Source organism: Dyella sp. OK584 (assembly GCF_057787755.1).
The window spans coordinates 3464038-3488689 of sequence record NZ_CM173542.1; the positions used below are offsets into that span (position 1 = coordinate 3464038).

At 63.9% G+C, this 24652-nt stretch carries 22 protein-coding genes; 7 read left to right on the top strand and 15 right to left on the bottom strand.

What is annotated here, in order from left to right; translation table 11 throughout:
- Positions 1-157: 157 nt before the first annotated feature.
- The 3 genes from AC3CBN_RS15675 to AC3CBN_RS15685 form a co-directional block, all read right to left on the bottom strand.
- A complete protein-coding gene (locus AC3CBN_RS15675; RefSeq protein WP_488633928.1) occupies positions 158-736 on the bottom strand; it encodes a hypothetical protein in 579 nt (192 codons plus the stop codon).
- A gap of 84 nt (positions 737-820) precedes the next feature.
- Complete coding sequence (locus AC3CBN_RS15680; RefSeq protein WP_488633929.1) at positions 821-1450, bottom strand: DsbA family protein; 630 nt, start codon at positions 1448-1450, stop codon at positions 821-823.
- 61 nt (positions 1451-1511) lie between these two features.
- Positions 1512-2849: a replication-associated recombination protein A gene (locus AC3CBN_RS15685; RefSeq protein WP_488633930.1), complete on the bottom strand. Its 1338-nt coding sequence runs from the start codon at positions 2847-2849 to the stop codon at positions 1512-1514.
- A gap of 360 nt (positions 2850-3209) precedes the next feature.
- On the opposite strand from AC3CBN_RS15685, the gene AC3CBN_RS15690 reads away from it, so the two are divergent.
- Positions 3210-6203 carry a ligand-binding sensor domain-containing diguanylate cyclase gene (locus AC3CBN_RS15690; RefSeq protein WP_488633931.1) on the top strand — a complete coding sequence of 998 codons (2994 nt, stop codon included), beginning with the start codon at positions 3210-3212 and terminating at the stop codon, positions 6201-6203.
- Positions 6204-6215: 12 nt separating this feature from the next.
- Here AC3CBN_RS15690 and AC3CBN_RS15695 read toward each other — a convergent pair whose 3' ends face one another.
- From AC3CBN_RS15695 to ald, 4 genes are all read right to left on the bottom strand, one after another.
- On the bottom strand, positions 6216-6884 hold the full coding sequence (locus AC3CBN_RS15695; protein ID WP_488633932.1) for a YoaK family protein: 669 nt from the start codon (positions 6882-6884) through the stop codon (positions 6216-6218).
- Between the two features lie 8 nt (positions 6885-6892).
- Positions 6893-7555: an outer membrane lipoprotein periplasmic chaperone LolA gene (gene lolA, locus AC3CBN_RS15700; protein WP_488633933.1), complete on the bottom strand. Its 663-nt coding sequence runs from the start codon at positions 7553-7555 to the stop codon at positions 6893-6895.
- A gap of 198 nt (positions 7556-7753) precedes the next feature.
- On the bottom strand, positions 7754-10081 hold the full coding sequence (locus AC3CBN_RS15705; protein ID WP_488633934.1) for a DNA translocase FtsK: 2328 nt from the start codon (positions 10079-10081) through the stop codon (positions 7754-7756).
- A gap of 88 nt (positions 10082-10169) precedes the next feature.
- Positions 10170-11234, bottom strand: coding sequence for an alanine dehydrogenase (ald, locus tag AC3CBN_RS15710; RefSeq protein WP_488633935.1), 1065 nt, complete (start codon positions 11232-11234; stop codon positions 10170-10172).
- A gap of 461 nt (positions 11235-11695) precedes the next feature.
- Here ald and trxB point away from each other — a divergent pair, with 461 nt between their 5' ends.
- From trxB to aat, 3 genes are read left to right on the top strand one after another with little or no spacing between them, the layout of a single operon-like run.
- Positions 11696-12661, top strand: a complete 966-nt coding sequence (gene trxB, locus AC3CBN_RS15715) for a thioredoxin-disulfide reductase (RefSeq protein ID WP_488633936.1) — start codon at positions 11696-11698, stop codon at positions 12659-12661.
- A gap of 52 nt (positions 12662-12713) precedes the next feature.
- Positions 12714-13856, top strand: coding sequence for a GNAT family N-acetyltransferase (locus tag AC3CBN_RS15720; RefSeq protein WP_488633937.1), 1143 nt, complete (start codon positions 12714-12716; stop codon positions 13854-13856).
- Between the two features lie 6 nt (positions 13857-13862).
- Positions 13863-14594, top strand: a complete 732-nt coding sequence (gene aat, locus AC3CBN_RS15725) for a leucyl/phenylalanyl-tRNA--protein transferase (protein ID WP_488633938.1) — start codon at positions 13863-13865, stop codon at positions 14592-14594.
- Here aat and AC3CBN_RS15730 read toward each other — a convergent pair.
- Positions 14580-15218: a cysteine hydrolase family protein gene (locus AC3CBN_RS15730; protein WP_488633939.1), complete on the bottom strand. Its 639-nt coding sequence runs from the start codon at positions 15216-15218 to the stop codon at positions 14580-14582. The genes aat and AC3CBN_RS15730 overlap by 15 nt on opposite strands.
- A 113-nt stretch (positions 15219-15331) precedes the next feature.
- Between AC3CBN_RS15730 and AC3CBN_RS15735 the strand changes: the two genes are divergently transcribed.
- Positions 15332-16291 (top strand): GlxA family transcriptional regulator, encoded by a 960-nt coding sequence (locus tag AC3CBN_RS15735; protein ID WP_488633940.1) that lies wholly within the window; start codon positions 15332-15334, stop codon positions 16289-16291.
- Positions 16292-16293: 2 nt separating this feature from the next.
- Here the strand turns inward: AC3CBN_RS15735 and AC3CBN_RS15740 are convergent, their stop codons facing one another.
- The 5 genes from AC3CBN_RS15740 to ispG all read right to left on the bottom strand — a co-directional run bounded on the left by AC3CBN_RS15740 (position 16294) and on the right by ispG (position 19698).
- Positions 16294-16527 (bottom strand): hypothetical protein, encoded by a 234-nt coding sequence (locus tag AC3CBN_RS15740; protein ID WP_488633941.1) that lies wholly within the window; start codon positions 16525-16527, stop codon positions 16294-16296.
- Positions 16524-17342 carry an HD-GYP domain-containing protein gene (locus AC3CBN_RS15745; protein WP_488633942.1) on the bottom strand — a complete coding sequence of 273 codons (819 nt, stop codon included), beginning with the start codon at positions 17340-17342 and terminating at the stop codon, positions 16524-16526. The genes AC3CBN_RS15740 and AC3CBN_RS15745 overlap by 4 nt, the downstream gene beginning before the upstream one ends.
- Before the next feature lie 110 nt (positions 17343-17452).
- Positions 17453-17746: a DUF1905 domain-containing protein gene (locus AC3CBN_RS15750; protein WP_488633943.1), complete on the bottom strand. Its 294-nt coding sequence runs from the start codon at positions 17744-17746 to the stop codon at positions 17453-17455.
- An 11-nt stretch (positions 17747-17757) separates the two neighbouring features.
- Positions 17758-18432, bottom strand: coding sequence for a class I SAM-dependent methyltransferase (locus AC3CBN_RS15755; protein WP_488633944.1), 675 nt, complete (start codon positions 18430-18432; stop codon positions 17758-17760).
- Between the two features lie 9 nt (positions 18433-18441).
- A complete protein-coding gene (ispG, locus tag AC3CBN_RS15760) occupies positions 18442-19698 on the bottom strand; it encodes a flavodoxin-dependent (E)-4-hydroxy-3-methylbut-2-enyl-diphosphate synthase (RefSeq protein ID WP_488633945.1) in 1257 nt (418 codons plus the stop codon).
- A 198-nt stretch (positions 19699-19896) separates the two neighbouring features.
- Here ispG and AC3CBN_RS15765 point away from each other — a divergent pair, with 198 nt between their 5' ends.
- Positions 19897-20637 carry a helix-turn-helix domain-containing protein gene (locus AC3CBN_RS15765; protein WP_488633946.1) on the top strand — a complete coding sequence of 247 codons (741 nt, stop codon included), beginning with the start codon at positions 19897-19899 and terminating at the stop codon, positions 20635-20637.
- A gap of 8 nt (positions 20638-20645) precedes the next feature.
- On the opposite strand, the gene AC3CBN_RS15770 is transcribed toward AC3CBN_RS15765, so the two are convergent.
- Together AC3CBN_RS15770 and AC3CBN_RS15775 are read right to left on the bottom strand one after the other, a co-directional pair.
- Positions 20646-20996 (bottom strand): GFA family protein, encoded by a 351-nt coding sequence (locus tag AC3CBN_RS15770; RefSeq protein WP_488633947.1) that lies wholly within the window; start codon positions 20994-20996, stop codon positions 20646-20648.
- A 16-nt stretch (positions 20997-21012) separates the two neighbouring features.
- Positions 21013-22995 carry an acetyl-CoA hydrolase/transferase C-terminal domain-containing protein gene (locus AC3CBN_RS15775; protein WP_488633948.1) on the bottom strand — a complete coding sequence of 661 codons (1983 nt, stop codon included), beginning with the start codon at positions 22993-22995 and terminating at the stop codon, positions 21013-21015.
- Between the two features lie 103 nt (positions 22996-23098).
- Between AC3CBN_RS15775 and AC3CBN_RS15780 the strand changes: the two genes are divergently transcribed.
- The gene (locus tag AC3CBN_RS15780) at positions 23099-24571 is read left to right on the top strand and encodes a phospholipase D-like domain-containing protein (RefSeq protein ID WP_488633949.1); all 1473 of its coding nucleotides are present in this window, start codon (positions 23099-23101) and stop codon (positions 24569-24571) included.
- Positions 24572-24652: the final 81 nt, after the last annotated feature.

Consider the following 24652-nt stretch of genomic DNA (forward strand, 5'->3'; position numbering starts at 1 on the left):
GGCCGCAATGTTGCGGCGACGAGGCTCGGCCGATCCTCTGGGCTCATGCCCCATGGTCGTCGCCCCGGCGTAGGCCGGGGCCCGGCGCCCTTCCGCAGTCCGCTGAAGGCGCTGGATCCCGGCCTGCGCCGGGATGACGATCAGTAACGCGTGGGTTCTAGAGTGTGTTGCGCCTACGGCCGCGCCCCAGCCACCAGGCCATGACCGCACCAGCCAGCAGCCAGCCGACCACCTGCTCGATCAGGGCAGCCAGGGTCAGCTCGGTGGGAAAGCGATACCAGTTCCAGTACGGCACCAGCGTGCTCAGCCAGGCGAACAAGGCGGCTGCCACGGCAATACCCAGGCGCTTGGCGAAACTGAAAGCCGCCAGCCCCATCACGAAGGCCAGCGCGAGCGAGGCCAGCGTATCGGACGCCCATTGGCGCGGCAGCTGATGGCTCATGTCGGAGAGGTCGTCGCCTTGTGGCATGTAAACCACCCAGGCGTATGGCGACGTCTTGGTTTTGGCGGAGTACGCAGCCATGGTGGCCTTGTCGCCCATTTTGGCCGGGTCGACCGTAGGCAGGATGTACACGCCCGCGGTGCTGCCCAGGCCCTCATGCAGGGTGCTGAGCACCATATCCTCGTTCACTGGCTGCCGAATGCCGGGGTTCCCCAGCCCCAACGCCATGTGGGCAATCGCGCCCCACAGAAACATCACGATACCGCCCATCAGTGCTGCTACGAGTACTCGCATGGCTCACGCTCCCCGCGTGGTCGTCGGTGGGCGGAATTTATGCTTGAGGGGAGAAGCGCCGCAAGGTCGGCTGCAGCAGCCCGCTCACACGCGACGCGCCTGCGCTATCGGCAGCGTGGCCACGCGATGCATCTCGGGTTCGTCCCAGAGCGAGGGATCGTGCAGGCACGCCATGGCGAACTCGTGGGCGTCCTCGCCCCAGAACAGGCGACCATCCAGCGAGAGCGTTGGCACGCCAAACACGCCTTCGGACACGGCCGCGTCGAAGTTGGCCCGGAGCTGCGCCTTGACCTCGGCAGCGGCGATGGCCGCGGCGGGATCTTCGATACCAAGGCGAGCCGCCACCGGCGCCAGGGCGTCGATGCTGTCGCCGGCATGGCCTTGCCCCCAGATCCAGTCGAAGATCGCATCGGTCGCCGCCACCGTGCTGCCAGCGGCAATGCATAGCCGCAAGGCGGCCAGCGGATTGAACGGATGTGCAGGCGGAAACCGCAGCGGCTGCTGTGCCTGCCGGGCACGCCACAGCGCATGCCGATAGGTGAATTCGCGCTTGGACGGAATTTCAGCGGGGCCTTTCTGCCCGCAATGCTCCAGCACGCCGGCAAAAAGGATCGGCCGCAGCGTCACCGGATGCTCCGCCGCCAGCTTCTTCACCTTCGGCCAGTGCAGCCAGGCAAATGGCGAAATGAAGTCGAAATACCAGACGATGGACATGACGAATCCTCGATAGGACAGCCGGGTTCGCCCGTGGGCGACGACACCGGCCAAGGCCGGATTATTTTTCGCGTGCCTGACGCCGTGCTTCGCGCAGACTCAGCAGCTTTTCGCGCAGCTTCAGCTCAAGGCCGCGTTCCACCGGTTCGTAGAACACGGTGCCGTCGAGCGCATCAGGAAGGCACTGCTGATCCAGCGCCACACCGCCTTCGGCATCGTGGTCGTACTTGTAGCCCTGGCCGTAGCCAAGACCCTTCATCAGCTTGGTGGGCGCGTTACGCAGATGCATGGGCACCTCCAGCGTGCCCGTTGAGCGCACCACGTCGCGTGCCTGGTTATACGCCTTGTACGCCGCGTTGCTTTTGGGCGCGATGGCCAGCCAGATAGCGAGCTGCGCCAGACCCAGTTCGCCCTCGGGGCTGCCCAGGCGTTCGTAGGTGTCCCACGCGTCCAGCGCCATGCGCCAGGCACGCGGCTCGGCCAGGCCCACATCTTCCACGGCCATGCGGGTCATGCGGCGGGCGAGATAGAGCGGGTCGACGCCACCATCGAGCATGCGGCACAGCCAGTACACGGCAGCGTCGGGGTCGGAGGAGCGTACTGATTTGTGCAGCGCAGAGATCTGGTCGTAGAACTGCTCGCCGCCCTTGTCGAAACGGCGCGTGCGATCAGCCAGCACCTGGGTGAGCGTGGTGTCGTCGATGTGGTGGTCTTGCGCCAGCTCGGAGGCAATTTCCAGCAGAGTCAGACCACGGCGCACATCGCCATCTGCCGCCTGCGCGATCAGCCGCAACGACTCATCGGCAACCTGCAGTTGCAGGCTGCCAAGGCCGCGCTCGCCATCGTCCAGCGCACGCTTCAGCGCCACCACAATGTCGTCGACGGTGACGGTGTCCAGCACGTGCACGCGGCAGCGCGAGAGCAAGGCGGAGTTGAGTTCGAACGAGGGGTTTTCCGTGGTGGCGCCCACGAAGATGATGATGCCGCGCTCGATGTGCGGGAGGAACGCGTCCTGCTGTGCCTTGTTGAAACGGTGCACCTCATCCACGAACAACACGGTGCGGCGGCCTTGCGCGAAATTGGCCTCGGCCTCGGCCAGCGCCTTGCGCACCTCCGGCAAGCCGGAGAGCACGGCGGAGATCGCGCGGAAATCGGCATCGGCATAGCGCGCCACCAGCAGGGCCAGCGTGGTTTTGCCGCAACCGGGCGGCCCCCACAGCACCATCGAATGCACGCGCCCCGCCTCCAGAGCACGGCGCAGCGCCTTGCCCGGTGCCAGCACGCGCTGCTGACCGACGATTTCGTCGAGAGTGCGCGGCCGCATGCGTTCGGCCAGGGGTTTGAGGTCGTCCGGCTCGGCAAACAGGCTCGGCGCGTCGTACATATCGCTGCGTGACATACGGCAAATAATAGGGCATCGGGGTGTATCAGGCCGCAAAAGCGCGCGAACGGTCGGTTTGCATTGGCCTCTGGTTGAGGAAGGCAGCGATGCATGGACAAGCTTCGCTCGCCATCGGCAACCGTTGAGTCGCAGCGCCCCGAGCGGCAACAGACCGCTCCAGGCACCTCCCTGCCGCTATGATGTGCTCACGCATGCAGCTTGAAGGCTGCCGGTTGGGCGAGTGCCATGGCGAAACAAACGGAGTCCCGTTCGGGAACGTACGCCCTGGTCCAGCGAAGGATCGCCAGGTGCCTTCTCCCTGCCTTCTTGGTGGACCCACTGATTTATCGGTTGCACCACGGCAGATGGCTTGCGCTCTTGCTGCTTCTGCTGCTTCCGCTTGGCGCCATAGCCACGGACGATCCGTGGGCGCCATTCGACACGCCGTGGTTCGAGCGACTGGGCATCAACGAGGGCCTACCCCACTCCATCACTACCTCCCTTGCCGAAGACCAGCGTGGCCTGGTCTGGGTCGGCACGCTGGGTGGCCTGGTGCGTTACGACGGTCACCGCATGCAGGTGTTCACCGCCAGCGGCGGCCCAAAGACGGACCTGCCTGACGCCTACGTACGCAGCCTCCTCGCTCTCCCCGATGGGGGCATGTTGGTGGGCACCAACGCCGGCGGACTGAGCCGTTTCAACCCCATCAACAACACGTTCCTTACCTATCCGGTCGGCAAGGGCGGCACCAGCGATCGCAAAATTTATGCGCTCGCCTACGACGGCAGCAAGGGCGTGTGGATCGCCACCGATCGTGGCCTGGATCATCTTGACCTTGGTACCAACAAGATTTTGCCGGTGCCGACCGGGATCGCCATGGCGCCCCGCAATTTCAGCGTGCTGCAGGATCGCGAGGGCAATCTCTGGCTGGGCAACAACAGCGGATTGTTTGTTCGTCACGCTGGCACACATGCCTTCGCGCGTCCGACACGATCACCTGATAACAGCAACATCGATACCGTGCTCAACGACGGCATCTGGGCGCTGCACGAGGATCGCGAAGGCCGCTTGTGGGTGGGTAGCACCCAGGCTGGCGCGATTTACCGTGACGCGGATGGACATTGGCGGACCGTCACCGGATTCAGTGGGTATCTGCGCGATCACGAACGTCGTTCCACCGTGCGTGACTTTGTGGAAGTTGCGCCCGGTACCGTATGGATAGGCACCGACGGTGGCGGCGTGCTGTCTTACTCGCCTGGTGCAGGCGAGCCATCTCAGATTGCCCACGATACAGCGATGCCTTCATCGCTGCCTGGGGATGCCGTACGCGCGCTCATGCGGGACCGCTCAGGCAACATCTGGGTAGCGACCGATCTCGGCGTGGCGCGCAACAACCCTCGCGCGCGCAAGGCTTTTGCTTTGCTGCCTTCCGCCCACGAAGAGCGCGCGCTATCCAACACGAACGTGCGCGGCATCTATGTCGACTCGCGCCGCCGCATCTGGCTGGGCATGAGTGCGGGCAACATCGATGTCATCGATCTCGATCGTGGACGCATCCGGCATCTTCAGCTCGGCGGCAACCAAACCAAGCGCGATATTCAGGCCTTTGCCGAAATGCCGGATGGCACGATCTGGGTCGGCGCGCAGGGTTTGGCCAAAGTGAATCCCGATTCGCTGGCGATACAGGATTCCGTGATTCCTGTGCTCGACACCAAGCCCGTGCTGCATCTGCTCGCCGACGGCCAGCGACTGTTGATTGCCACCTATGACGGCGTCTATCGCTACGACACTCGCACCAAAGCGCTTTCCCATTTCGGCAACGATCCGAACGACCGGACCAGTCTGGCCAGCGACACTGTCCGGGGCATTGCGCGCATCGGCACGCAGATCTGGTACGTCACCGGTCATGGCATCAGCATCGCGGCGAATACGATGCAGAGTGGCGGGTTCGACAACCTGCTGAACCAGCCCGGCGATTCGTCCAGCCTGCCGAACAACCTGGCCAGCTCGATCACCACCGACCCGCAGGGTGATCTTTGGGTCGGTACTTATGGCGGACTCGCGATGCTTGAGCCGCACAGCGCCGGAGAGCCATATCGCTTCAGCACCATCGGCGGTCCGCAGGGGCTCACCAGCGAGAACATCAATGCCGTGCAAGCGGACGATCAGGGCAATCCATGGGTAAGCCTGCCCAATGGCTTGTCGATGATCGACGGTACCACTCGCATCGTGCGCAACCTCGGTGCTCGCGACGGCCTGCGCATCTCCAGCTATATCTATGCGGCCGCGGCACGTGCGCCCGACGGCGAACTGTTGTTCGGCGGCCTTGGTGGACTGACTGTAGTGCGGCCAGGCTGGCAACCGATGGGCCAGCCGGACGCGCCACTGGCAGCCACTTTCGCCGTCATCAATGGGACTCCGTTGCCATTCGGCAGACTTCCACGCAGCGGCGAATCCCTCCGGCTGGGGCCACATAACCGAAGCCTTCGCGTGGACTTTGCCCTGCTCGACTATCAGGCCCCGGCGGAAACCAGCTACAGCTATCACATGGAAGGCTTCGACGACGGCTGGATCGAGATTCCGCACGGCAGTCTGCCCACGGCCATCTATACCAACCTGCCCCACGGGGAATACACCCTGCATCTGCGCGCGCAAACGCACGGTATGCAACCGCGTGTGATTGAAACCACCTTCGCCGTGGCAGCCGAACCACGCTGGTATGAAACCGTCGCGGCCATGATTGGCGCAGGACTGCTGCTGCTCGCGCTGATCATCGGTGTCATCCAGTTGCGCACGCTCTACCTGCGACGACAAGCCCGGCAGCTGCAGCAACAGATCGACCTGCGCACACGCGACCTGCTTGCTGCCAACCAACGGCTCGATGAACTTGCCAGCACCGACGCACTGACGGGCGCCTACAATCGCCGACGCTTCCTTGAACTGGCGGAACAGGTGCGCACACAGGCGCAGGGCGGAAACGCCTGCATGGCGCTACTCGATCTGGATGGGTTCAAGCAGATCAACGACACTTATGGGCATCTGGCTGGCGATGCAGTGATCCGCAAGGTGAGCGAAATCATTCTGCTCCAGTGCCGGGGCGACGACCTGGTCGGCCGCTACGGTGGCGAAGAGCTGGTGATCTGCCTGCCGAACCTCAGCCTGGAACAGGGCATGGCGGCGGCCGAAAGCATTCGACATGCAGTAGCCGACAATCAGCTGACCTACGAAGGGCAGCTTATCGCCGTGACGGCCAGCATTGGCGTGGCTGTCTGGCACGCGGATGAAACCCTGTCGCAATGGCTGTCGCGCGCAGACTGCGCGCTCTACGAGGCCAAGCGTGCGGGCCGAAATCGTAGCGTTGCGGCTAAGTGAGATCGCATCGAATCACTGGGCACTCATCATGCGATGGCGATAGATGGCATAGCCCAGCCCCACCAGCCCAGTGAGCGTGGCGGGCACCAGCAGCACACGCTCCTGCACAGCCATGAAGCCCAGCGCACCCGCCGTGGCCCCAATGATGAAATTGCTCGCCACGAGCAGGCAAACATGGATGCGTAGCATGTCCACTTCCAAACCACGCAGGCGCTGCCCAAGGTAAATCCCCAGGTCGGTGAAGATGCCGGAGAGATGCGTGGTACGAAACGTAGCGCCGCTATAAGTGCTGACCATGGCGTTCTGCAGTCCGCACGCCGCGGAGGCAAGGTAGAGTCCCAGATCGCGCCCGTCATGGATCAAGGGCGTGGCGGCAAACAGCAGCATGGATTCAAGCATCAGCACGACGCCGTAGCGGCGTCCAAGCTGTAGCGTGCGCTGTTGCACAATGAAACCGCTGAGCACCGCACCGGCGAGAAACGACAGTATGGCAAACGCCCAGTGCAGGATCTCGCCCGTATCGAGCCGTGCAAGCGCAATGCCAAATTCGGTGCTGGTGCCGGTCAGGTGAGTGATCGGCTGATGCCGAAAACACAGATAGCCCACCGCGTTGATGCTGCCGGCGATGAAGGCAAGCAGGCCGCCACCGATCCAGGCCCAGCGCGGCAGCTTTCGCAGCATGGCTGCGCTTAGTTCTTGATCGGCTGCGTGGTGATTACCGGCACATCGCCGATCACGTCCGCACCCGGCGGCGGAGTGAAGTTGAACGTGGCCGGCGGAATCTCAACGTTGCGCTGCCAGCCGGAGAAACGGATATCAGTAGTCGCACCCAGCTGGTCGCGGAACATCATGCGCGACAGGCCATTGGCGTCGAAGCCGAGGTCGGCGTAATCGAACTGCGGATCCTTGGCCCTGGAGGTAAGGCGCAGCCAGTTCAGCCCGTCGTGCTCGCCCTGCTCTACCACGTTGAAGTCCTTGTCCATCTGCTTCAGGTCGGTAAGCACGGTCAGCGGGCTATGTGATTCCTCAGTGCTTTGCACGCGCACGGTGACCTGTTCAAGGTCCGGGTCATACAGCCAGACGCGACTGCCGTCGGCAACGATCGTCTGCTTGTACGGAGTCAGGGTTTCCCAGCGGAACTGGCGCGGCGCTTCCAAAGCCAGCGTGCCTGAGCTGCCCTTGCCGGGATGACCATTGGCGTCGGTCAGTGACTGGGTGAACTTGCCGGTAAGCGAGTGCATGCCGGTGGCGAAGGCGTCGAGTTTCGCGCGTGCGGGGGCCGCGGCTGCCTGGGCCAAACCCGTCAGCGACAGCAAGAGCGCAGCTGAGGCAAGAAGAAGCGAGCGTTTCATGGGGACCCTGTAAGCAAAGCGATGGGCGAAGTTTGAGTGCTGATAGCTTAATGGGGACCGGGTCATTCGCGGTGACGACCCCTTTAGCCGGCACCCCGGCGTGCGCTGCGGCCCTGCGACTTTGACCCGCCATTTACCTTCACGTACCAAGGCACTGGATCCCAGCCTTCGCTGGGATGACGAGCTGTCGGGGCGACTTCAGTTCTTGGGTGGCGGCGGCGCCAGCACTTCGCGGTTGCCATTGTGCTGCGGCGCGCTCACCACGCCATCCTGCTCCATCTGCTCGATCAGACGAGCGGCGCGGTTATAGCCGATACGCAAATGTCGCTGCACGCCCGAGATCGAGGCGCGCCGCGTCTCGGTGACGATACGCACTGCCTTGTCGTAGAGCTGCGCCTCGACATCGCCGCCTTCCTCGCCGTCCTGCGGCAAGCCGGAGTCGTTGATGAACTTGCCGTCACTCGTCGCCTGCACTTCTTCCAGCACACCTTCGATGTACTGCGGCGAGCCCTGCGCCCTCAACCACTTCACCACGTTGTGCACCTCGTGGTCGTCCACGAAGGCGCCATGCACGCGTTCAGGCGTGGCCGTACCCGGCGGCAGATACAACATGTCGCCGTGGCCCAGCAGTGCTTCGGCGCCGGACTGGTCGAGAATGGTGCGTGAGTCGATCTTGCTCGATACCTGGAATGCAATGCGCGTCGGGATGTTCGCCTTGATAAGGCCGGTGATCACATCCACCGACGGACGCTGCGTGGCGAGCACCAGGTGCACGCCGGCCGCACGGGCCTTCTGCGCCAGGCGCGCAATGAGTTCTTCCACCTTCTTGCCGACGATCATCATCATGTCGGCGAACTCGTCGATGATGATCACGATGTACGGCAGCGGTTCCAACGGCTCGGCCGCCAGGTTCGGCATCTCCGGATTTGGACGGAACAACGGATCGAGCAGCGGCTGTCCCGAGTTCTCGGCGTCCTTCACCTTCTTGTTGAAGCCGGCCAGATTGCGCACGCCGACAGCGGCCATCAGCTTGTAGCGGCGCTCCATTTCGGCCACGCACCATCGCAGTGCATTGGCCGCTTCCTTCATGTCGGTGACGACCGGTGCGAGCAGATGCGGGATGCCTTCGTAGACCGAAAGCTCCAGCATCTTCGGGTCGATCATGATCATGCGCACGTCTTTGGCGCTGGCCTTGTACAACAGGCTCAGCACCATCGCGTTGACCGCCACCGACTTGCCCGAGCCTGTAGTACCGGCCACGAGCAGATGCGGCATCTTGGCCAGGTCGGCCACCACCGGGCGACCGGCGATGTCCTTGCCCAGGGCCAGTGCCACCGGCGACTTCATCGCATCGTATTTGTCCGAACGCAAGATCTCGGAGAGATAGACGATCTGCTTGCGTGTATTGGGAATTTCCAGGCCGATCACGTTCTTGCCCGGAATCACGTCGACCACACGCACGCTGACCACCGAGAGGCCGCGCGCAATGTCCTTGTCCAGACTCGACACCTGCGAGCCGCGCACGCCGGCAGCTGGCTCCAGCTCGAAGCGGGTGATGACCGGGCCGGGATAGACGCCGACCACCTTGGCTTCGATGCGGAAATCCTTGAGCTTGAGCTCGACCTGGCGCGACAGCACCTCAAGAGTCTCTTCGGAATAGCCGGGCCCCTGCTCCGGTGCCTCGTCGAGCAGCGACAGCGGTGGTAGCTCGCCCGGTGCGGCGGCGCCGGTGAACAGCGGAATCTGCGTTTCCAGCTTGGCGCGCTCGCTCTTCACCACTGGCGCGGGCTGCGTTTCGATGCGCACGGGTTCACGCTTGGCCTGCTTGATGGCCTCGGTCTTCTTGACCACGTCGCGCTCGGCGCGAGCCTGACGAGCAGCGAGTGCTTCCGGCGCCTCGCGCAGCTTGCCGCTGAACCAGCCGGCGAACTTGAGCACGCCCTGCCCGGTCAGATCCATCACCTTGAACCACGACAACCCGGTGGCCAGTGTCACCGCCACCAGGAACATCGCCAGCAACAGCAGCGGCGCACCCTTGTCACCCAGGGCGCTCAGCAGGCCACGGCCCACCCACATGCCGATGATGCCGCCCACACCCTGGGGCAACACCGGCTCGTCGTTGAAATTGAGATAAAGCAGCGCCGGCGCGGTGATGAAGAAGAACACCGAGCCGATCAGGCGCAGGGACGGTTCCCAGGGCTGCACGACGCGCTCGCCGCGATGGCGCAGCACCTGCACGCCAAGCGCAAGCAACAGCAGAGGGAAGCAGTAGGACACCAGCCCGAAGATGTAGCGCAGCACGTTGGCGGTGTTCGCGCCCACTGAACCGCCAAAATTCCTGGCGTGTTCCGCGGTGCCTACGTGGCCCCAGCTCGGGTCCTGGTCGTTGTAGCTGAACAGGCAGACCAACAGGTACAAGGCCAATGGCAACAACAACAGGGCCCCGGCCTCGCGCAGACGGCGCTTCAGCTCCTCGCTGAGGCCCTCGCGCACCTTTTCCTTCTTGACGTTCGCGCTACGCGCCACCGTGGTCCTTTTCCCGTTGTTTTGCATAAGGTCGGCCGCCGTGATGGCGGCCGACCCTTATTACATCCGCCGAAGCGGCAGGCTGACCTTAGATCATGCCCTTGAGCGCCGGATGAACCAGCTCGCCGCCGTCGACATTGATGCCCCCACGCAGCGGTTCGAACTGGCGCCACTCGTTACCGGTGGCCAGACGCTGCACGTACGGCAGGATAGCGGCAGAAATCGCCACCGACGAGGTCTGCGGCACGGCACCCGGCATATTCGTGACGCAGAAGTGCGTTACGCCGTGCACGTCGTAGGTCGGTTCCTTCCAGGTGGTCGGACGCGAGGTCTCGAAGCAGCCGCCCTGGTCGATGGAGATGTCCACCAGCACGCTACCCTTCTCCATGGTCTTGACCATGTCTTCGGTAACCACGCGCGGCGCCTTGGCGCTGGGGATCAGCACGGCGCCGACCACGATGTCGGCCGTGGCGACTTCCTCGGCCACCGACGACTCATAGGCGTAAAGCGCGGTCACGTTCGGGCCCATCGCCATCATTTCCGCCAGGCGGTCATGACGCTTGTCGAACACCACCACGTTGGCACCGGCAGCGGCAGCCAGCGCAGCAGCGTTGCCACCGGCGGCGCCGGCGCCCAGCACCACGACCTTGCCACGCGGGGTGGAAGCCATGCCGCCCAGCAGCTTGCCCTTGCCGCCCTGCGGACGATGCAGCAGCGTGGTACCGATCTGGGTGGCAATGCGGCCGGCAATCACCGACATCGGCAGCAGCAGCGGCAAGCCGCCGTTCTCTTCAACCGATTCGAACGCTATACCGGTCAGGCCGATGTCCAGCAGGCTCTTGGTCAGCGCCGGCTCGGCAGCCAGGTGCAGGTAGCAGAACAGCAGGTGATGCTTCTTGAGCAGGGCGAGGTCGCCGGCAATCGGCTCCTTCACCTTGACGATCAGCTCGCCGGCCTCGTACAGGGCTGCGGCGTCAGGCACGAGCTTCACGCCAACCTTGGAGTAGGCCTCGTCGGAGAAGCCGCTTTTCTCGCCGGCACCGGCCTGGATGAACACCTCGTGGCCACGGCGCACCAGATCGGCGGCAGCGGCGGGAATGAGGGCGACACGACCTTCAAGGGTCTTGGTTTCGGAAGGAATACCGATACGCATGGGGAGTGGATCCTGTGGGGAAGCTAGGTGGCAAATACGCCGAACCGGGACACGGCTCGGCAAAACCTCAAGGTCCAGCAGCCTTGAATCGGCCTCGCGTCTTCCCCATCCTTGCGGATTCGGACGCCTCGCCCCGGCCCTGTTGTACGGTCTGAAGAAACCGCCGCACAGGTTGGAACGAATGACTGTTCAAGTCGCCAGCAAACCCCGACGATTATAACCATGACCCGAAGGCCGTTTTCACATTCCGACCACATCGCAAAAGCAGACCACTTTGCGCATGATCAGGAAAGTCAAAGGGATACGTCGGGCAGCCCTGAAAACCAGCCAACCCGACCCCATTAAAGCGGCACCGATCCATCCATTCGCCTGAGCATGGTTTGGCTTTCACCGCAAACCTGCCGGACCCCATTCACCAGACCACCGAACACCACCGCAACCTAAGCGGATAGAAGGAACGCATGAACACATCCACCAAGCACAGCCGCCTGCTGATCCTGGGCAGCGGCCCCGCCGGCTACACGGCCGCCGTCTATGCAGCCCGCGCCAATCTCAAGCCGACGATGATCACCGGCTTGCAGCAGGGTGGCCAGCTCATGACGACCACGGACGTGGACAACTGGCCGGGCGACGTGGAAGGCCTGCAGGGTCCGGCGCTGATGCAGCGCATGGCCGAGCATGCCGAGCGCTTCCATACCGAGATGGTGTTCGACCACATCCACACGGTGGACCTCAAGCAGCGCCCGTACCGCCTCAAGGGTGATTCGGGCGAATACACCTGCGACGCGCTGATCATCGCCACCGGCGCCACTGCCAAGTACCTGGGGATTGCCAGCGAGGAGCACTTCAAGGGCCGCGGCGTATCCGCCTGCGCCACCTGCGACGGCTTCTTCTTCCGCGAGCAGGAAGTGGTGGTGATCGGCGGCGGCAACACCGCTGTCGAGGAAGCCCTGTACCTCTCCAACATCGCCAGCAAGGTTTATCTCGTGCACCGCCGCGACAAGCTTCGCGCCGAGAAAATCATGCAGGACAAGCTGTTCGAGAAGGCCAATGCCGGCAAGATCGAGCTGGTGTGGAACCACACCGTGGACGAAGTGCTGGGCGACAACTCCGGCGTGACCGGCGTGCGCGTGAAGGACCTCAACAGCGGTGAGACCCGCGACATCGCGGCCACCGGCTTCTTCGTCGCCATCGGCCATACGCCGAACACCGGCATCTTCGACGGCCAGCTCGATATGCACGACGGCTACATCAAGATCCGCACCGGCCTCAATGGCATGGCAACCATGTCTTCCGTGCCGGGTGTGTTCGCGGCTGGCGACGTGGCTGACCATGTGTATCGCCAGGCGGTAACCTCTGCCGGCTTCGGCTGCATGGCCGCGTTGGACGCCGAGCGCTGGCTGGACCAGCAGGGTCCGGCCAGCTGACGCCCGTTCGTCGTTCCGGCTCCGGCCGAAACGACGACACATTGGCAGATTCGTGATCGAAGCGCGTTTCCACGAAAGCATCGAAAGCATCCCCGCCGAAGCGTGGGATGCGCTGCGGACGGACGACAATCCTTTCGTGACGCATGCGTTTCTTGCCTTGCTGGAGCGTACCGGTTGCGTCCGCGCGGACTGGGGTTGGCGACCGCACCATCTCGGGCTCTACGAGAACGGGCAACTCATCGCCGCCGCACCGCTCTACCTCAAGGGCAACTCGCACGGCGAATTCGTGTTCGACTGGAGTTGGGCCAGTGCCTGGGAACGCGCTGGCGGCGACTACTATCCGAAGCTGCTCAATGCCGTGCCGTACTCACCGATACCCGGCCCGCGCTTGCTTGCCGGCGCCGGGCCTCAAGCGCCGACTCGCCGACAGGCACTGACCACCACCATGCGCACGTTCGCCGAGCGCATGAATCTCTCGTCCATCCATGCCAACTTTCTTCGCGAAGACGAACTGGCGGCCTTTGATGGCGACTGGCTGGTGCGTTCCGACGTGCAGTTCCACTGGCACAACCGCGGCCATCAGGATTTCGGCGATTTTCTTGGCGCGCTCAACCACAAGAAGCGGAAAAACATCCGGCAAGAACGCGCGCATGTTGCACGCAGTGGGTTAGCCATCGAGATGCGCGGCGGCCATGAGCTGACGGCGAGCGAATGGCGCCGAATCCATGCGTTGTACGAAGCCGCCTTCGATGCCAAGGGTAACCACGCCGCCCTCACCCGCTCCTTCTTCGCCGCGCTTGGCCAGACCTTGGGCAAGACCGTGCAGGTTGCACTGGCACTGCAGGACGATGACATCGTCGCGATGGCGCTGTTCCTGCAAAGCCAGGACACGCTGTACGGCCGCTACTGGGGCGCCGATGTGGATGTGCCCGGGCTGCATTTTGAACTGTGTTACTACCAGGGCATCGAGCATGCGATTCGCCACGGGCTGCAACGCTTTGAACCAGGCGCACAGGGCGAACACAAGCTGGCGCGCGGCTTTCTGCCGGTGCGCACTCATTCGCGTCATTTTCTGGTGAACACGGATTTCCGCGCGGCGGTACGCACGGCGCTTGCGCATGAAGCCGAAGCCGTCGACGCTTATGCCGAGGACCTGCTTCATCACAGCCCCTACGCCCACGCACCCGGCACCTGACACACGATGATCCGATTGCCCCTGCTCGACGCGGCCAGGCCGGAGCATTTCCCCGATCCGCGCAAGGCGTTGAATGAGCCGAACGGCCTGCTGGCCTTCGGTGGCGATCTGTCGCCCCGTCGGCTGCTGGCCGCCTACGCACAGGGCATCTTTCCCTGGTTCAACGAGGACGAGCCGCTGCTGTGGTGGTCACCCGACCCCCGCTGCATATTCCACACAGCCACCCTCAAGCCAAACCGCAGCCTGCGCCGACGACTGACCGAGGTGTCCTGGCGGATCACCGTGGACCACGCGTTCCCCGAGGTGGTGGAAGCCTGTGCCGAGCCGCGGCCCGGACAGGCCGGCACCTGGATCGTTCCGGCAATGGTCGAAGCCTATACGCGCCTGCACTCGCTGGGCCACGCGCACAGCGTCGAGGTCTGGCACGGTGAAAACCTGGTCGGTGGCATCTACGGCATTGCCGTGGGCCGTTTGTTTTGCGGCGAATCGATGTTCAGCCGCGAAAGCGGCGGATCACGCGTCGCACTGATGGCGCTGGCCCAGCTGCTGCGCCATTGGGACTTCCCGTTGATCGACGCCCAGGTCACCAATGCCCATTTGCTGCAGCTCGGCGCGATGGAATATCCGCGGGCGCAATTTCTGCGCACCGTATCGCAGCTGGCCCACCTGCCCGGGCAGCCTGGCAAGTGGGCCGAATTCACCGCGCTGGCCCAGCCGCCTTTTTCAGGCCGCAGCTGACCGGCACGCCTGCGCGGCGCGATAAGAGTCGAGGATGTTCTCGCGCACCGGCGCTTCGCCGGTGGCCAACGCATGCAGCCACTCGTCCGTACTCAGTACGGCCGCGAAGCGTGACTGTTCCACCACGCTGAAGACGCGATGGATCTCTTCTGCACTCGCATAGCCCGTGCGGTTGGCATAGGACACCGCACCTGACGCATCGTGCACGAATTCCACGGCCAACCCGCGATCGAAGGCGTGCTTGATCGTGGTGTCGTTGCAGTTGTGCGTCATGTAGCCCACGACGGTCACCGTATCGATGTCGTTCGCCTCAAGCCAATCAGCCAGACCGGTTTCGCTGAAAGCGCTGGGCAAAGGCTTGTGGAACAGTGCATCGCGATGGCGCTGGCCCACTGACGCATGCAGCTTCCAGCCATCGCTGCCCAGGGCGAACGCCTGCGCATCGGCAGGAGAATCCTGCTGGATCACGATCACCGGCACGCCGGCGGCAGTAGCTGCATCCATGGCCCGGGTGATGTTGGCCAGCGAGCCCGAGGACGGCGGGTACTCGATTTGCAGGTTGCCGGTGAAGTACTCGTTCTGCACATCGACCACGATAAGTGCGCGACGGGGTGAGGCGGACATGGCACAGCTCCTTTGTATGGTTGGACGACGCCATCTTGCCCCGCGGGGCACTTGCGAAGGAGTGGCCCGAAGGACAATCATCGATGGTATCGGGCCAAGCGGAGAAACCGACCATGCGCAGCATCCGGGTCGTCGTCGTGGCGTTCGAGGGCATCCTGCCTTTTCATTTGTCCGTGCCATGCGCGGTTTTTCAATCGCCGTTGCCGGAGGGTCACTCGCCGTTTCGGCTGCGCGTGTGTTCTGCGGAGGGAGAACAGATCCACAGCGCCGCCGGCTTCACCATCGGCACGGCGTACGGCCTGGAAGAACTGACGCGTGCGGACATCATCGTGGTGCCCTCGTGGCGCGACCCCGAAGAGACGCCTCCGGCCGCCCTTCTGGATCAACTGCGCAAAGCCGCGGCGCGCGGCAAGCGTGTCGTGGGGCTGTGCCTTGGCGCCTACGTGCTGGCCCACGCAGGCCTGCTCAACGGTCGCCGTGCCACCACACACTGGGGCTGGGCAGATCAACTGGCGCGGCAGTTTCCGCAAGTCCGAGTTGACGCCGATGTGCTCTACATCGATGAAGATAACGTGATGACCTCGGCAGGCGCCGCTGCCGGCATCGACTGCTGCCTGCACCTGGTGCGGCAAATGCTCGGCGCGGAAGTCGCCAATCGCATTGCGCGGCGCATGGTGGTGCCACCGTTCCGTCGCGGCGGGCAGGCACAATTCATCGAGCAGCCCGTACCCGACGTCCCGGCCGACCGTCGCATGGCACGCCTGCTCGAGCAGGTTCAGCGCCGTCTCCATGAGGAACACAGCCTGGATACGATCGCCGAAAAGGTGGCCATGAGCCGGCGCACTTTCACCCGTCATTTCCGCCAACTCACCGGCAGCAGTTTTGGCGACTGGTTGCTCGCGCAGCGCCTGAGCGAGGCACAGCGATTACTGGAAACCACTCAACTACCGCTGGAGCGCATTGCCGCGGCCATCGGACTCGGTTCGCCGGTAACGCTGCGCCAGCATTTCCAGCGCGCCTACCGCACCTCGCCCGCAAACTACCGGCGCACCTTCAGCGCTGCGCGAACCTGAGGTTACCGGTTCGCTTCCTGCGCCAGTTTCCGGCAAAACACCGCCGTCGCTTCATCGTCCGGAAAGCAGCTTTCGATGCGCAGCTCTTCCACAGTGACGTCTCGTGGCGTGCCGAACGTGGTAAAGGTCGAGAAGAAACGCAGCTCGACGCCGTCGCGCCGAAACATCGAGGTAAGCAGCGGTGAAGGTGCAAAGCCTAACTTCCCATGCACCACTGCGGTGTCGAGAGCATTCAATCCGGCGCGAGCTGCCCCTCACCAATCGCCTTCAAGTTTTCGTAGTGCTCCAGGAACAGGGCCACGATGTCCGGATCGAGCTGACTGCCTGCGGCGTTACGGAGGTATGCGATCACATCGTCTTCACGCCAAGCAGGCTTGTAGACGCGCGGAAAACTCAACGCATCCCACACATCGACGACGCTGAAGATGCGCGCCGCCAGCGGTATATCCTCGCCGCGCAGGCCGCGCGGGTAGCCTGTGCCGTCCCAGCGCTCGTGGTGAGCGTAGGGAATATCGATGGCGGTCCTGAGAAAGGCCGTGCGCATCAGCAGATCGCGCCCCAGTGTCGGATGCGTGCGCATCAGCGCCATTTCCTCGGCATCGAGTGGACCTGGCTTGATCAGGATGGCATCCGGCAATGCCAGCTTGCCAATGTCATGCAGCAGCGCCCCAAACCTCACATGCCGCAGCACATCGCCATCCAGGCCGGCGCGACGCGCCAAGGCTACGGTCATGCGCATCACACGTTCGGAGTGATCGCGGGTTTCCTTGTGGCGCACATCCATCGCCGACACCAGCGCGCGCAGCGATTGCTCGTTGCCGCTGAGCAACATGTGATTGAGGCCATCCAGTCGCCGCATGTCGCGGTCAATCAACCAATACAGCAGGACGCTGGTGCAAAGCACATACAGCCCACCTTTCACGCTCTGCAACATGCTCAGCGTGCGCTCGTCGTACCCAAGCGACAGCAGCAGGCGATCGGAAAAGAACACCCACAGCCACGCAAGAATGACGTAGATGGCAACAATGCGAATTTGTGGCTTGATCGTCACCGCATCTCCGTGCGCCGCGTACTCGGCAATCTGCCCGCTGCCGGCATAGCGGCCCGAGCATACCCGCAGGACGGGAGCGACGGACGGCGACTCACGCACATCGCTAAAGGTCAGACGTCTTCGGGCTCCACCAGCACATCCACCCATTGTCCGGCATCCAGCCCAGCCGCGGCGGCCAGCGATTCTTCCAGCAGCAGCCAGAACGCGCCGGCGCGCTCCACCACGGCGCCGCGGAAGCTCTGTCCATTGAGGCTGCCGCATACGCGGTGGCCATGACCGCATCTCCACAGCGGCCGCGCCGGTGTGGACCATTGAGTGACCGGGTCGAATGGCAGCGGCAACAGCCACTGCTTCTGACCGCCCTGTACGGCAGCACGAAACGCTACGGCGCGATGCCTGTTCATTCCCCGCTCCCCTAGCTCACCCCTGCCATGAAGATAGCGGACGCGGGGCGTCCAGTGTGAGGATGCGGTGGCTCCCGCAGCTCCAGGAGCCGAAGTCCGGCGGCTGCGAGGGTTCCTACCCAGCTTGCCAGCGTGCGGAAGTACCAGGGCGCCGGCTCGCCGAAACCCTCACCACAGCCGGCCCAGGACCCTTCGCGCCAGCCGTCGCAATACGGCTCGACCCCGGCTGCCAGGGGATGAATGGTCTGCACCAGCAGGACGCCATGAGGCTCGAGCAGCCCAGGCACGGCGCCAAGCAGGCCGTCGACCGATGCCTCACCGAGCAGGGAGAAATTGCAGACCACCACGTCGGCGCGTTCATTCAGTGCGCCCGCGGCCACCTCCGCATAGGACATGACCTGGAAGGCACCGCTGCCATGCGCCCGGGCGGCGTCCACCAGCGACGGCACCGCATCCACACCAACGACAGCAATGCCGTTTTCCGCGAGCGTGCGTGCCAGCCAGCCCTCGCCACAGCCCAGGTCGATCACTGTGCGCGGCGAGCGCGACAGCACCGCCTCGACAATGGCTTGGTCGGTGACCAGCCGGCGACTCTCGATGCTGCCGTCGCGAACGGCCCGCTCCCACGCATCGGCGTTGGCGTGCCAGGCGTCGAGGATCAGCGATTCACTCGAGCCCGCCGCCATGGGAATGTCTTAACCCGCGCGACTGGCGTATTTGGTGGCGACGTAGTTGTCGAGGATGCCGATGAACTCGTTGGCGATGTTTTCGCCGCGCAACGTCATGGCCTTCTCGCCGTCGATGAACACTGGCGCCGATGGAGCTTCACCATTGCCAGGCAACGAGATGCCGATGTTGGCGTGTTTGGATTCGCCCGGACCGTTCACCACGCATCCCATCACGGCCAGCGTGAGGTTCTCCACGCCGTCGTACTTCACGCGCCACAGCGGCATCTGCTCGCGCACGTGCGACTGCACCGCGCGGGCCAGCTCCTGGAAAAACTCGCTGGTGGTGCGGCCGCAACCCGGGCAAGCCGTGACCAGTGGAGTGAACGCGCGCAAACCCATGGTCTGCAGCAGTTCCTGCGCCACGATCACCTCGCCGGTACGCGAGGCACCGGGTTCCGGCGTAAGCGAAATGCGGATGGTGTCGCCGATGCCTTCCTGCAGCAGCACGGCCAGCGCGGCGGCAGAAGCCGTGATGCCCTTGGAGCCCATGCCGGCCTCGGTGAGGCCCAGGTGCAGCGCGTAGTCGCAGCGAGCCGCAATATCGCGATACACCGCGATAAGCTCCTGTACGCCCGACACCTTGCACGAAAGAATGATGCGATCGCGCGACAGGCCGATTTCCTCGGCGCGCTGCGCTGAATCCAGTGCCGAGCGGATCAACGCTTCGCGCGCCACATGCGATGCGTCCCACGGCTCGGCGCGCTTGTGGTTCTCGTCCATCAACGTGGCGACCATGCTTTGGTCCAGCGAACCCCAGTTGGCGCCGATGCGCACCGGCTTGCCGTAGCGCAATGCCATCTCGATGATCGAGGCGAACTGGCTGTCCTTCTTCTTGCCGAAGCCGACGTTGCCGGGATTGATGCGGTACTTGGCAAGCGCCTCGGCGCAGGCGGGCTCGGCCTCCAGCAGCTGATGGCCGTTGTAGTGGAAGTCGCCGATGATCGGGACATCCACGCCCATCATTTCCAGCTTCTCGCGGATGCGCGGAACGGCGGCGGCGGCGGCAGGCGTATTGACCGTAATGCGCACCAGTTCCGAGCCGGCACGCGCGAGCTCGGCGATCTGCCTGGCGGTGCTGGACGGGTCCTCGGTGTCGGTGTTGGTCATCGACTGCACCACGACGGGTGCACCGCCGCCTACCACGATCTTTCCGATCTGCACGCTCACACTGGGGCGGCGCGCGGCGGGCTGGGCTGGACGAGGGGAGGAGGACTGGTCGCTCATGGATTAAGTGGGTCGCACATCGGGGCCGCGGACGGTGGCGGCAACCGCAAAAGGATAACCGAACGGACCTGCACACCCTAGCAAGCCGGCAACACGGTTCCGCGATGCGGCAAAACCGCGCAGCGTAGCCATTCCAGCCCAGCGAACGAGGATCATGACGCTCTGGAAACAAGCAAGGACCAGGAGGCCTCACGCACCATGCTCCAGACACACTATCGCCAGGATGGCGCCATCCGCATGTCCCCCTCACCTTCCTGCGCAGGATGCGGCCATGCCTCGGTCTGCCAGGCCAGCGGCTATGACCGCGCCGAGCTATCCGGGCTACGACACATCACCGAACGCATCGGCCCGCTGCGCACCGGCGAATATCTATACCGCCCACTGTCGCCCTTTCGCGCCCTCTATGCCGTGCAATCGGGCATGGCCAAGACGGTGGCCGTGGACGTCGCCGGCCGCGAGCAGGTGATGGGGTTCCACTTGCCCGGCGAGATGATCGGGCTGGATGCGATCGATCGCGAGCTGCACGACAACGCCGTGATCGCCCTGGGCAAGACCCAGTTCTGCCGCTTCCCATTCTCGGCTATCCGGCAAATGGCCGCCGAGCAACCGCAGGTGCCCTGGCATCTCATGAGTGCCGCCAGTCAACGCATCTCACGACTGCAGCTGAGCGGCGGCAACTACCTGGCAGAAGAGCGTTTCGCCGCGTTCCTGGTCGACATGCGCGATCGCCGCGCGATGTTGGGGCTTTCGGCCGACTACTTGCCGTTGCCAATGTCACGCGCAGACATCGGCAATCACCTTCGCTTGACCACGGAGACGGTGAGCCGCCTGTTCGGCCGGTTCCGTCAGCGCGAGCTGGTAACTCTGGACCGTCACGGGTTGCATGTGATGGACCTGCCCGGGCTGCGGGAACTCGGGCAGTCGCTGCTATTGCACTGAGCTAGCGCCTAGAGCAGGTGGCGCCCGTCGAATGGAAGGCGCTCCAACGACGTCAGGTCCACCTCATCGAGGCAGCGCACGTTCACCGCGGCAATGGGCTCGCCGCTCTTGGGATCCGTTCCGTAGGCAAACGGCTCGCAACCGCATTGCTCACAAAAACGATGATCGATCATGTGACGGTTGAAGCGGTACGTGGACGTTTCTTCCTCTGGCGAGCGCAGATGAAACTGCGCTCGCGGTACGAACCACAGCAACAACCCCTTTCGACTGCAATGCGTGCAGTTGCATTCGACGACGCTTGACGGCTCCCCCTCGACCTCGAAGGTGATACGGCCGCAATGGCAGCTTCCCTGATGCACGGTCATCCACTCCTAGTTACGCTTGAGTAGAAGTGACGTCGACTCGATCCGCCGGTTTGCCTGTCTTGCGCAGCGCCGTCTTCAAAACCCAGCGCAATGTGCGATCACTCATGCGTCCTGGCTTATCCAGCCCCATGCGCGTGATCGCCTCTGCTTCGCCGTCGACAGGCGGGCCTGACCTCAGCGTGGCGCGCAGCATATCGATCTTGCCACGCCATGTACCGCTGCGCAGTTTGAGCCAACTGAGTGCCGGCAACAGCCGTTGCTCCACTTCAGTGAAGTCACTGCCAAATGGAAACGCCGGCAACGCGCCCTTGGTTTGCCAGGGCAGCAACGCCTCACGCAGGCATTCGGGACGGTTATTGCGCCAGCGCTCGGGAACCTGGAAATCCGCCGCGAGCTTGCCGTGTGATTTGGCTTCGGCGCAAAGCGCGTCGATAAAGCGCGCGTCGGTAATCGCCAACATGGCCTCGATGCACTCGCTGTCGGTCTTGCCGCGCAGGTCGGCCACGCCATATTCGGTCACAAACAAATCGCGCAGATGGCGCGGAATGGTGGTGTGGCCGTAATTCCAGCGGATATTGGTTTCGACCCCGCTTTGTCCCTGCCGCGTCGAGCGCAGCAACAGCACCGATCGTCCGCCGGACAGTTCTTGCGCCATGGCCACAAAGTTGTACTGGCCGCCTACGCCGCTCACAACCTCGCCATTCTCCAGCCCGTCCGATACCGCGGAACCAAGCAAGGTGGCCATCATGCAGGTATTGAAGAAACGGGCGCCACGTCGCTGCAGCGATGCGAGCGCCTGATGGTCGCCATAGAGCTGATTGACGTTGGATACGCGGCACATGTCCAGCGCATCAGGATCCTCGGCCTCCAGCGCAGCGATCCATTCGTACAGCTCACGCGAGCCGAGGAAAAACGCGCCACGCAGGTAGTGCCCGCCCGGTGTCTCCGGTGGAAGCCGACCACTGGCAGCAGCGCGCTCAAGGTCAATGCTGTCCCAGGCGCGGCGCTTGAGGACGCCCGCGCGCTGCAGATGCATGAAGCCGTCCAACACCATTTCACTGGCACCGTACAGGCCGGTACGGAACGGCGAGAGCCCGCCCATGCGCGCGGCCAATGCATGCGTGCCACCGCGAGGGTCGAGTGCAACCAGGGCGCGGCGCCATTGTGTGTTGTCCTGCTGACGCCAGCGCAACGCATGGACCAGCGCGTCGGAAAGCGCGCCAATGCCGATCTGCAGGCAGCCGCCGTCGCAGATCAGCGCACTGGCATGCATGCCCAGCGCGTACTCGGCGATATCCACCGGTTGGCGCGGCAAGGCAAACAGGGGTGGCGATGTGTCGGCGTGCAACTCGATATCGAAATAGTCTCGCGTCACCTCAGCATGCCCGCTCACATAGGGCAGATCCGGATGAACCACCGCCACACACAGTGGACGAGGCTTGCCGGCCTGCACCATCTGCTCGATGAAATCGAGCGTCAGGTCCGGGTTGCATGAAAGGCTATAGCGCACACCTTCGGCTGTCTCGCGCCGGGCTACCAATTGCACCAGCAAATTGATGTCCTGCACGGCGAGGTCGCGCGCAACGTGGGTGTAGTTCTGACTGATGTAGTTGCGCTGCGCGCTGCCCGAACGTAACAGCGCACCCGATTGCATGTAGAACTCGTGCACCACCACGTTCGATGGCAAGGCGTTGCGTGCCTGATCGACGGCGTATTCCGGATCAACTGCGTCGGCACCGAAGTGTCGTTCCACGAAAGGACCAACGAAGCGCCCCTCCAACCCTGGCGCGGGACGCGGCCGGGTCAGGGAAAGCGCGGTGTAGAGCGTCATCGAGCGGGAGGTATCAGCCTTGGTCAGGCGATAGAGCGCATTGAGCAAACCATGCGGCTTGCCCAACCCAAGCGGGGCGGCCACGCGCAGATCGGGGCCGAGTCGCTCGGCAATGTGCTGCGCGCAGGCCTCAGTGTCGGTGTGACATTGCTCAGGCGACATGGAACAAGCATGACAGAAGGTTCATGGGAACGGCACGACCTGAGAGACGGCGCGTATTGGTGACATGTCCCGAGTGAACACGGCTTGAAGGCGACCCGAAGGCATGCCCTACACTCACCTCATGAATCCGTCGCCGCTTGCAACCGCGCCTGCCCGTCTACTCGCCGAACAGGCACTGAGCCGCGCCGCTGGCGCGCCATTGCTCACCGGCAATTCGGTCCAATTGCTGATCGACGCCGCTGCCCACTACGAGACTTGGCTCGCCGCTATCCGCGGCGCACAGCTACGCGTGCTGCTTGAGAATTACATCATCCGCGATGACGCCGTGGGCCAGGCCTTTCGTGATGCGTTGGTCGAATGCGCCCAACGGGGTGTACAGGTGGCCGTGGTGTATGACTGGCTGGGCTGCAAGGGACAATCGCGCGCCAGCTTCTGGTCGCCCCTGCGTGCGGCCGGTGGCCAGGTGCGTGCATTCAACCCGCCCCAGTTCGGCCAACCGTTCGGATGGATCAGCCGCGACCACCGCAAGCTGCTGGTGGTCGATGGCGTGCATGGGTTCCTCTCGGGTGTTTGCATCAGCGAGAAGTGGCTGGGCACGCCGTCGCGCGGCATAGCGCCCTGGCGCGATACCGGCGTGGCCTTGCACGGGCCAGCCGTAGCGGAACTGGAACACGCCTTTGTCGAAAGCTGGGCCAGCATCGGCACACCGTTGCCGCCGTTTCCCAGCATGCCGACAGCACCAGCAGGTACGGTGGCGTTGCGTGTCATCGCGACGCAGCCGTCCACGGCCGGCATGTATCGCCTCGATCAATTGATCGCGGCCATGGCACGCAAGACGCTCTGGCTCACCGATGCCTATTTCATCGGCGTGGCGCCCTACGTGCAGGCGCTGGCCGCGGCCGCACGCGACGGCGTGGACGTGCGCCTGCTGGTGCCTGGCAGCAGCGATGTCCCAGTCGTGGCCAGCATGTCGCGCTCCGGCTACCGACCGCTGCTCAAGGCCGGCATCCGTGTGTTCGAGTGGAACGGTTCGATGCTGCACGCCAAGACGGCGGTGGCCGATGGCCAATGGGCTCGCGTGGGTTCCTCCAACCTCAACATCGCCAGCTGGCTGAGCAATCGCGAGATCGACGTGGCGGTGGAAGACGTCGGCTTCGCGCGACAACTGGCCGAGCAGTACGAACGCGACCTCACGCAGGCGACCGAGATCGTGCTGGCACCGAAACGCTGGCGGCCTCATGCCGAACGGGTGCGGAGCACGGCAAGACGTCAACAACGATCGCTCCGCATGGGCGGCAGTTCTGGACGAGCCGCGGCCGGCGCCCTGCGCATTGCCAACACGGTGGGCGCCGCGCTGACCGACCGGCGGGTGTTGGGCGACACCGCCTCCGGCCCGCTGTTGATCGGCACCTTCGTACTGACCGCACTCGCTGTAGTGGCCGCCCTCTGGCCGGCTGTCATCGCCTGGCCGTTGGGAGTTCTGGCGACCTGGTTTGCCCTGAACTTCGGCGCCCGTGCATGGCGCCTGCGCAGGCGTTTTCGGCAAAGTACAGCGGATATGGATGATCCAGCCTAGCCAATCTGTTGCCATTCAATAAGATATAGCCACTGCCTCATGACCTGACTACGCATGATCGGGCAAGCGGATGTAATGCAA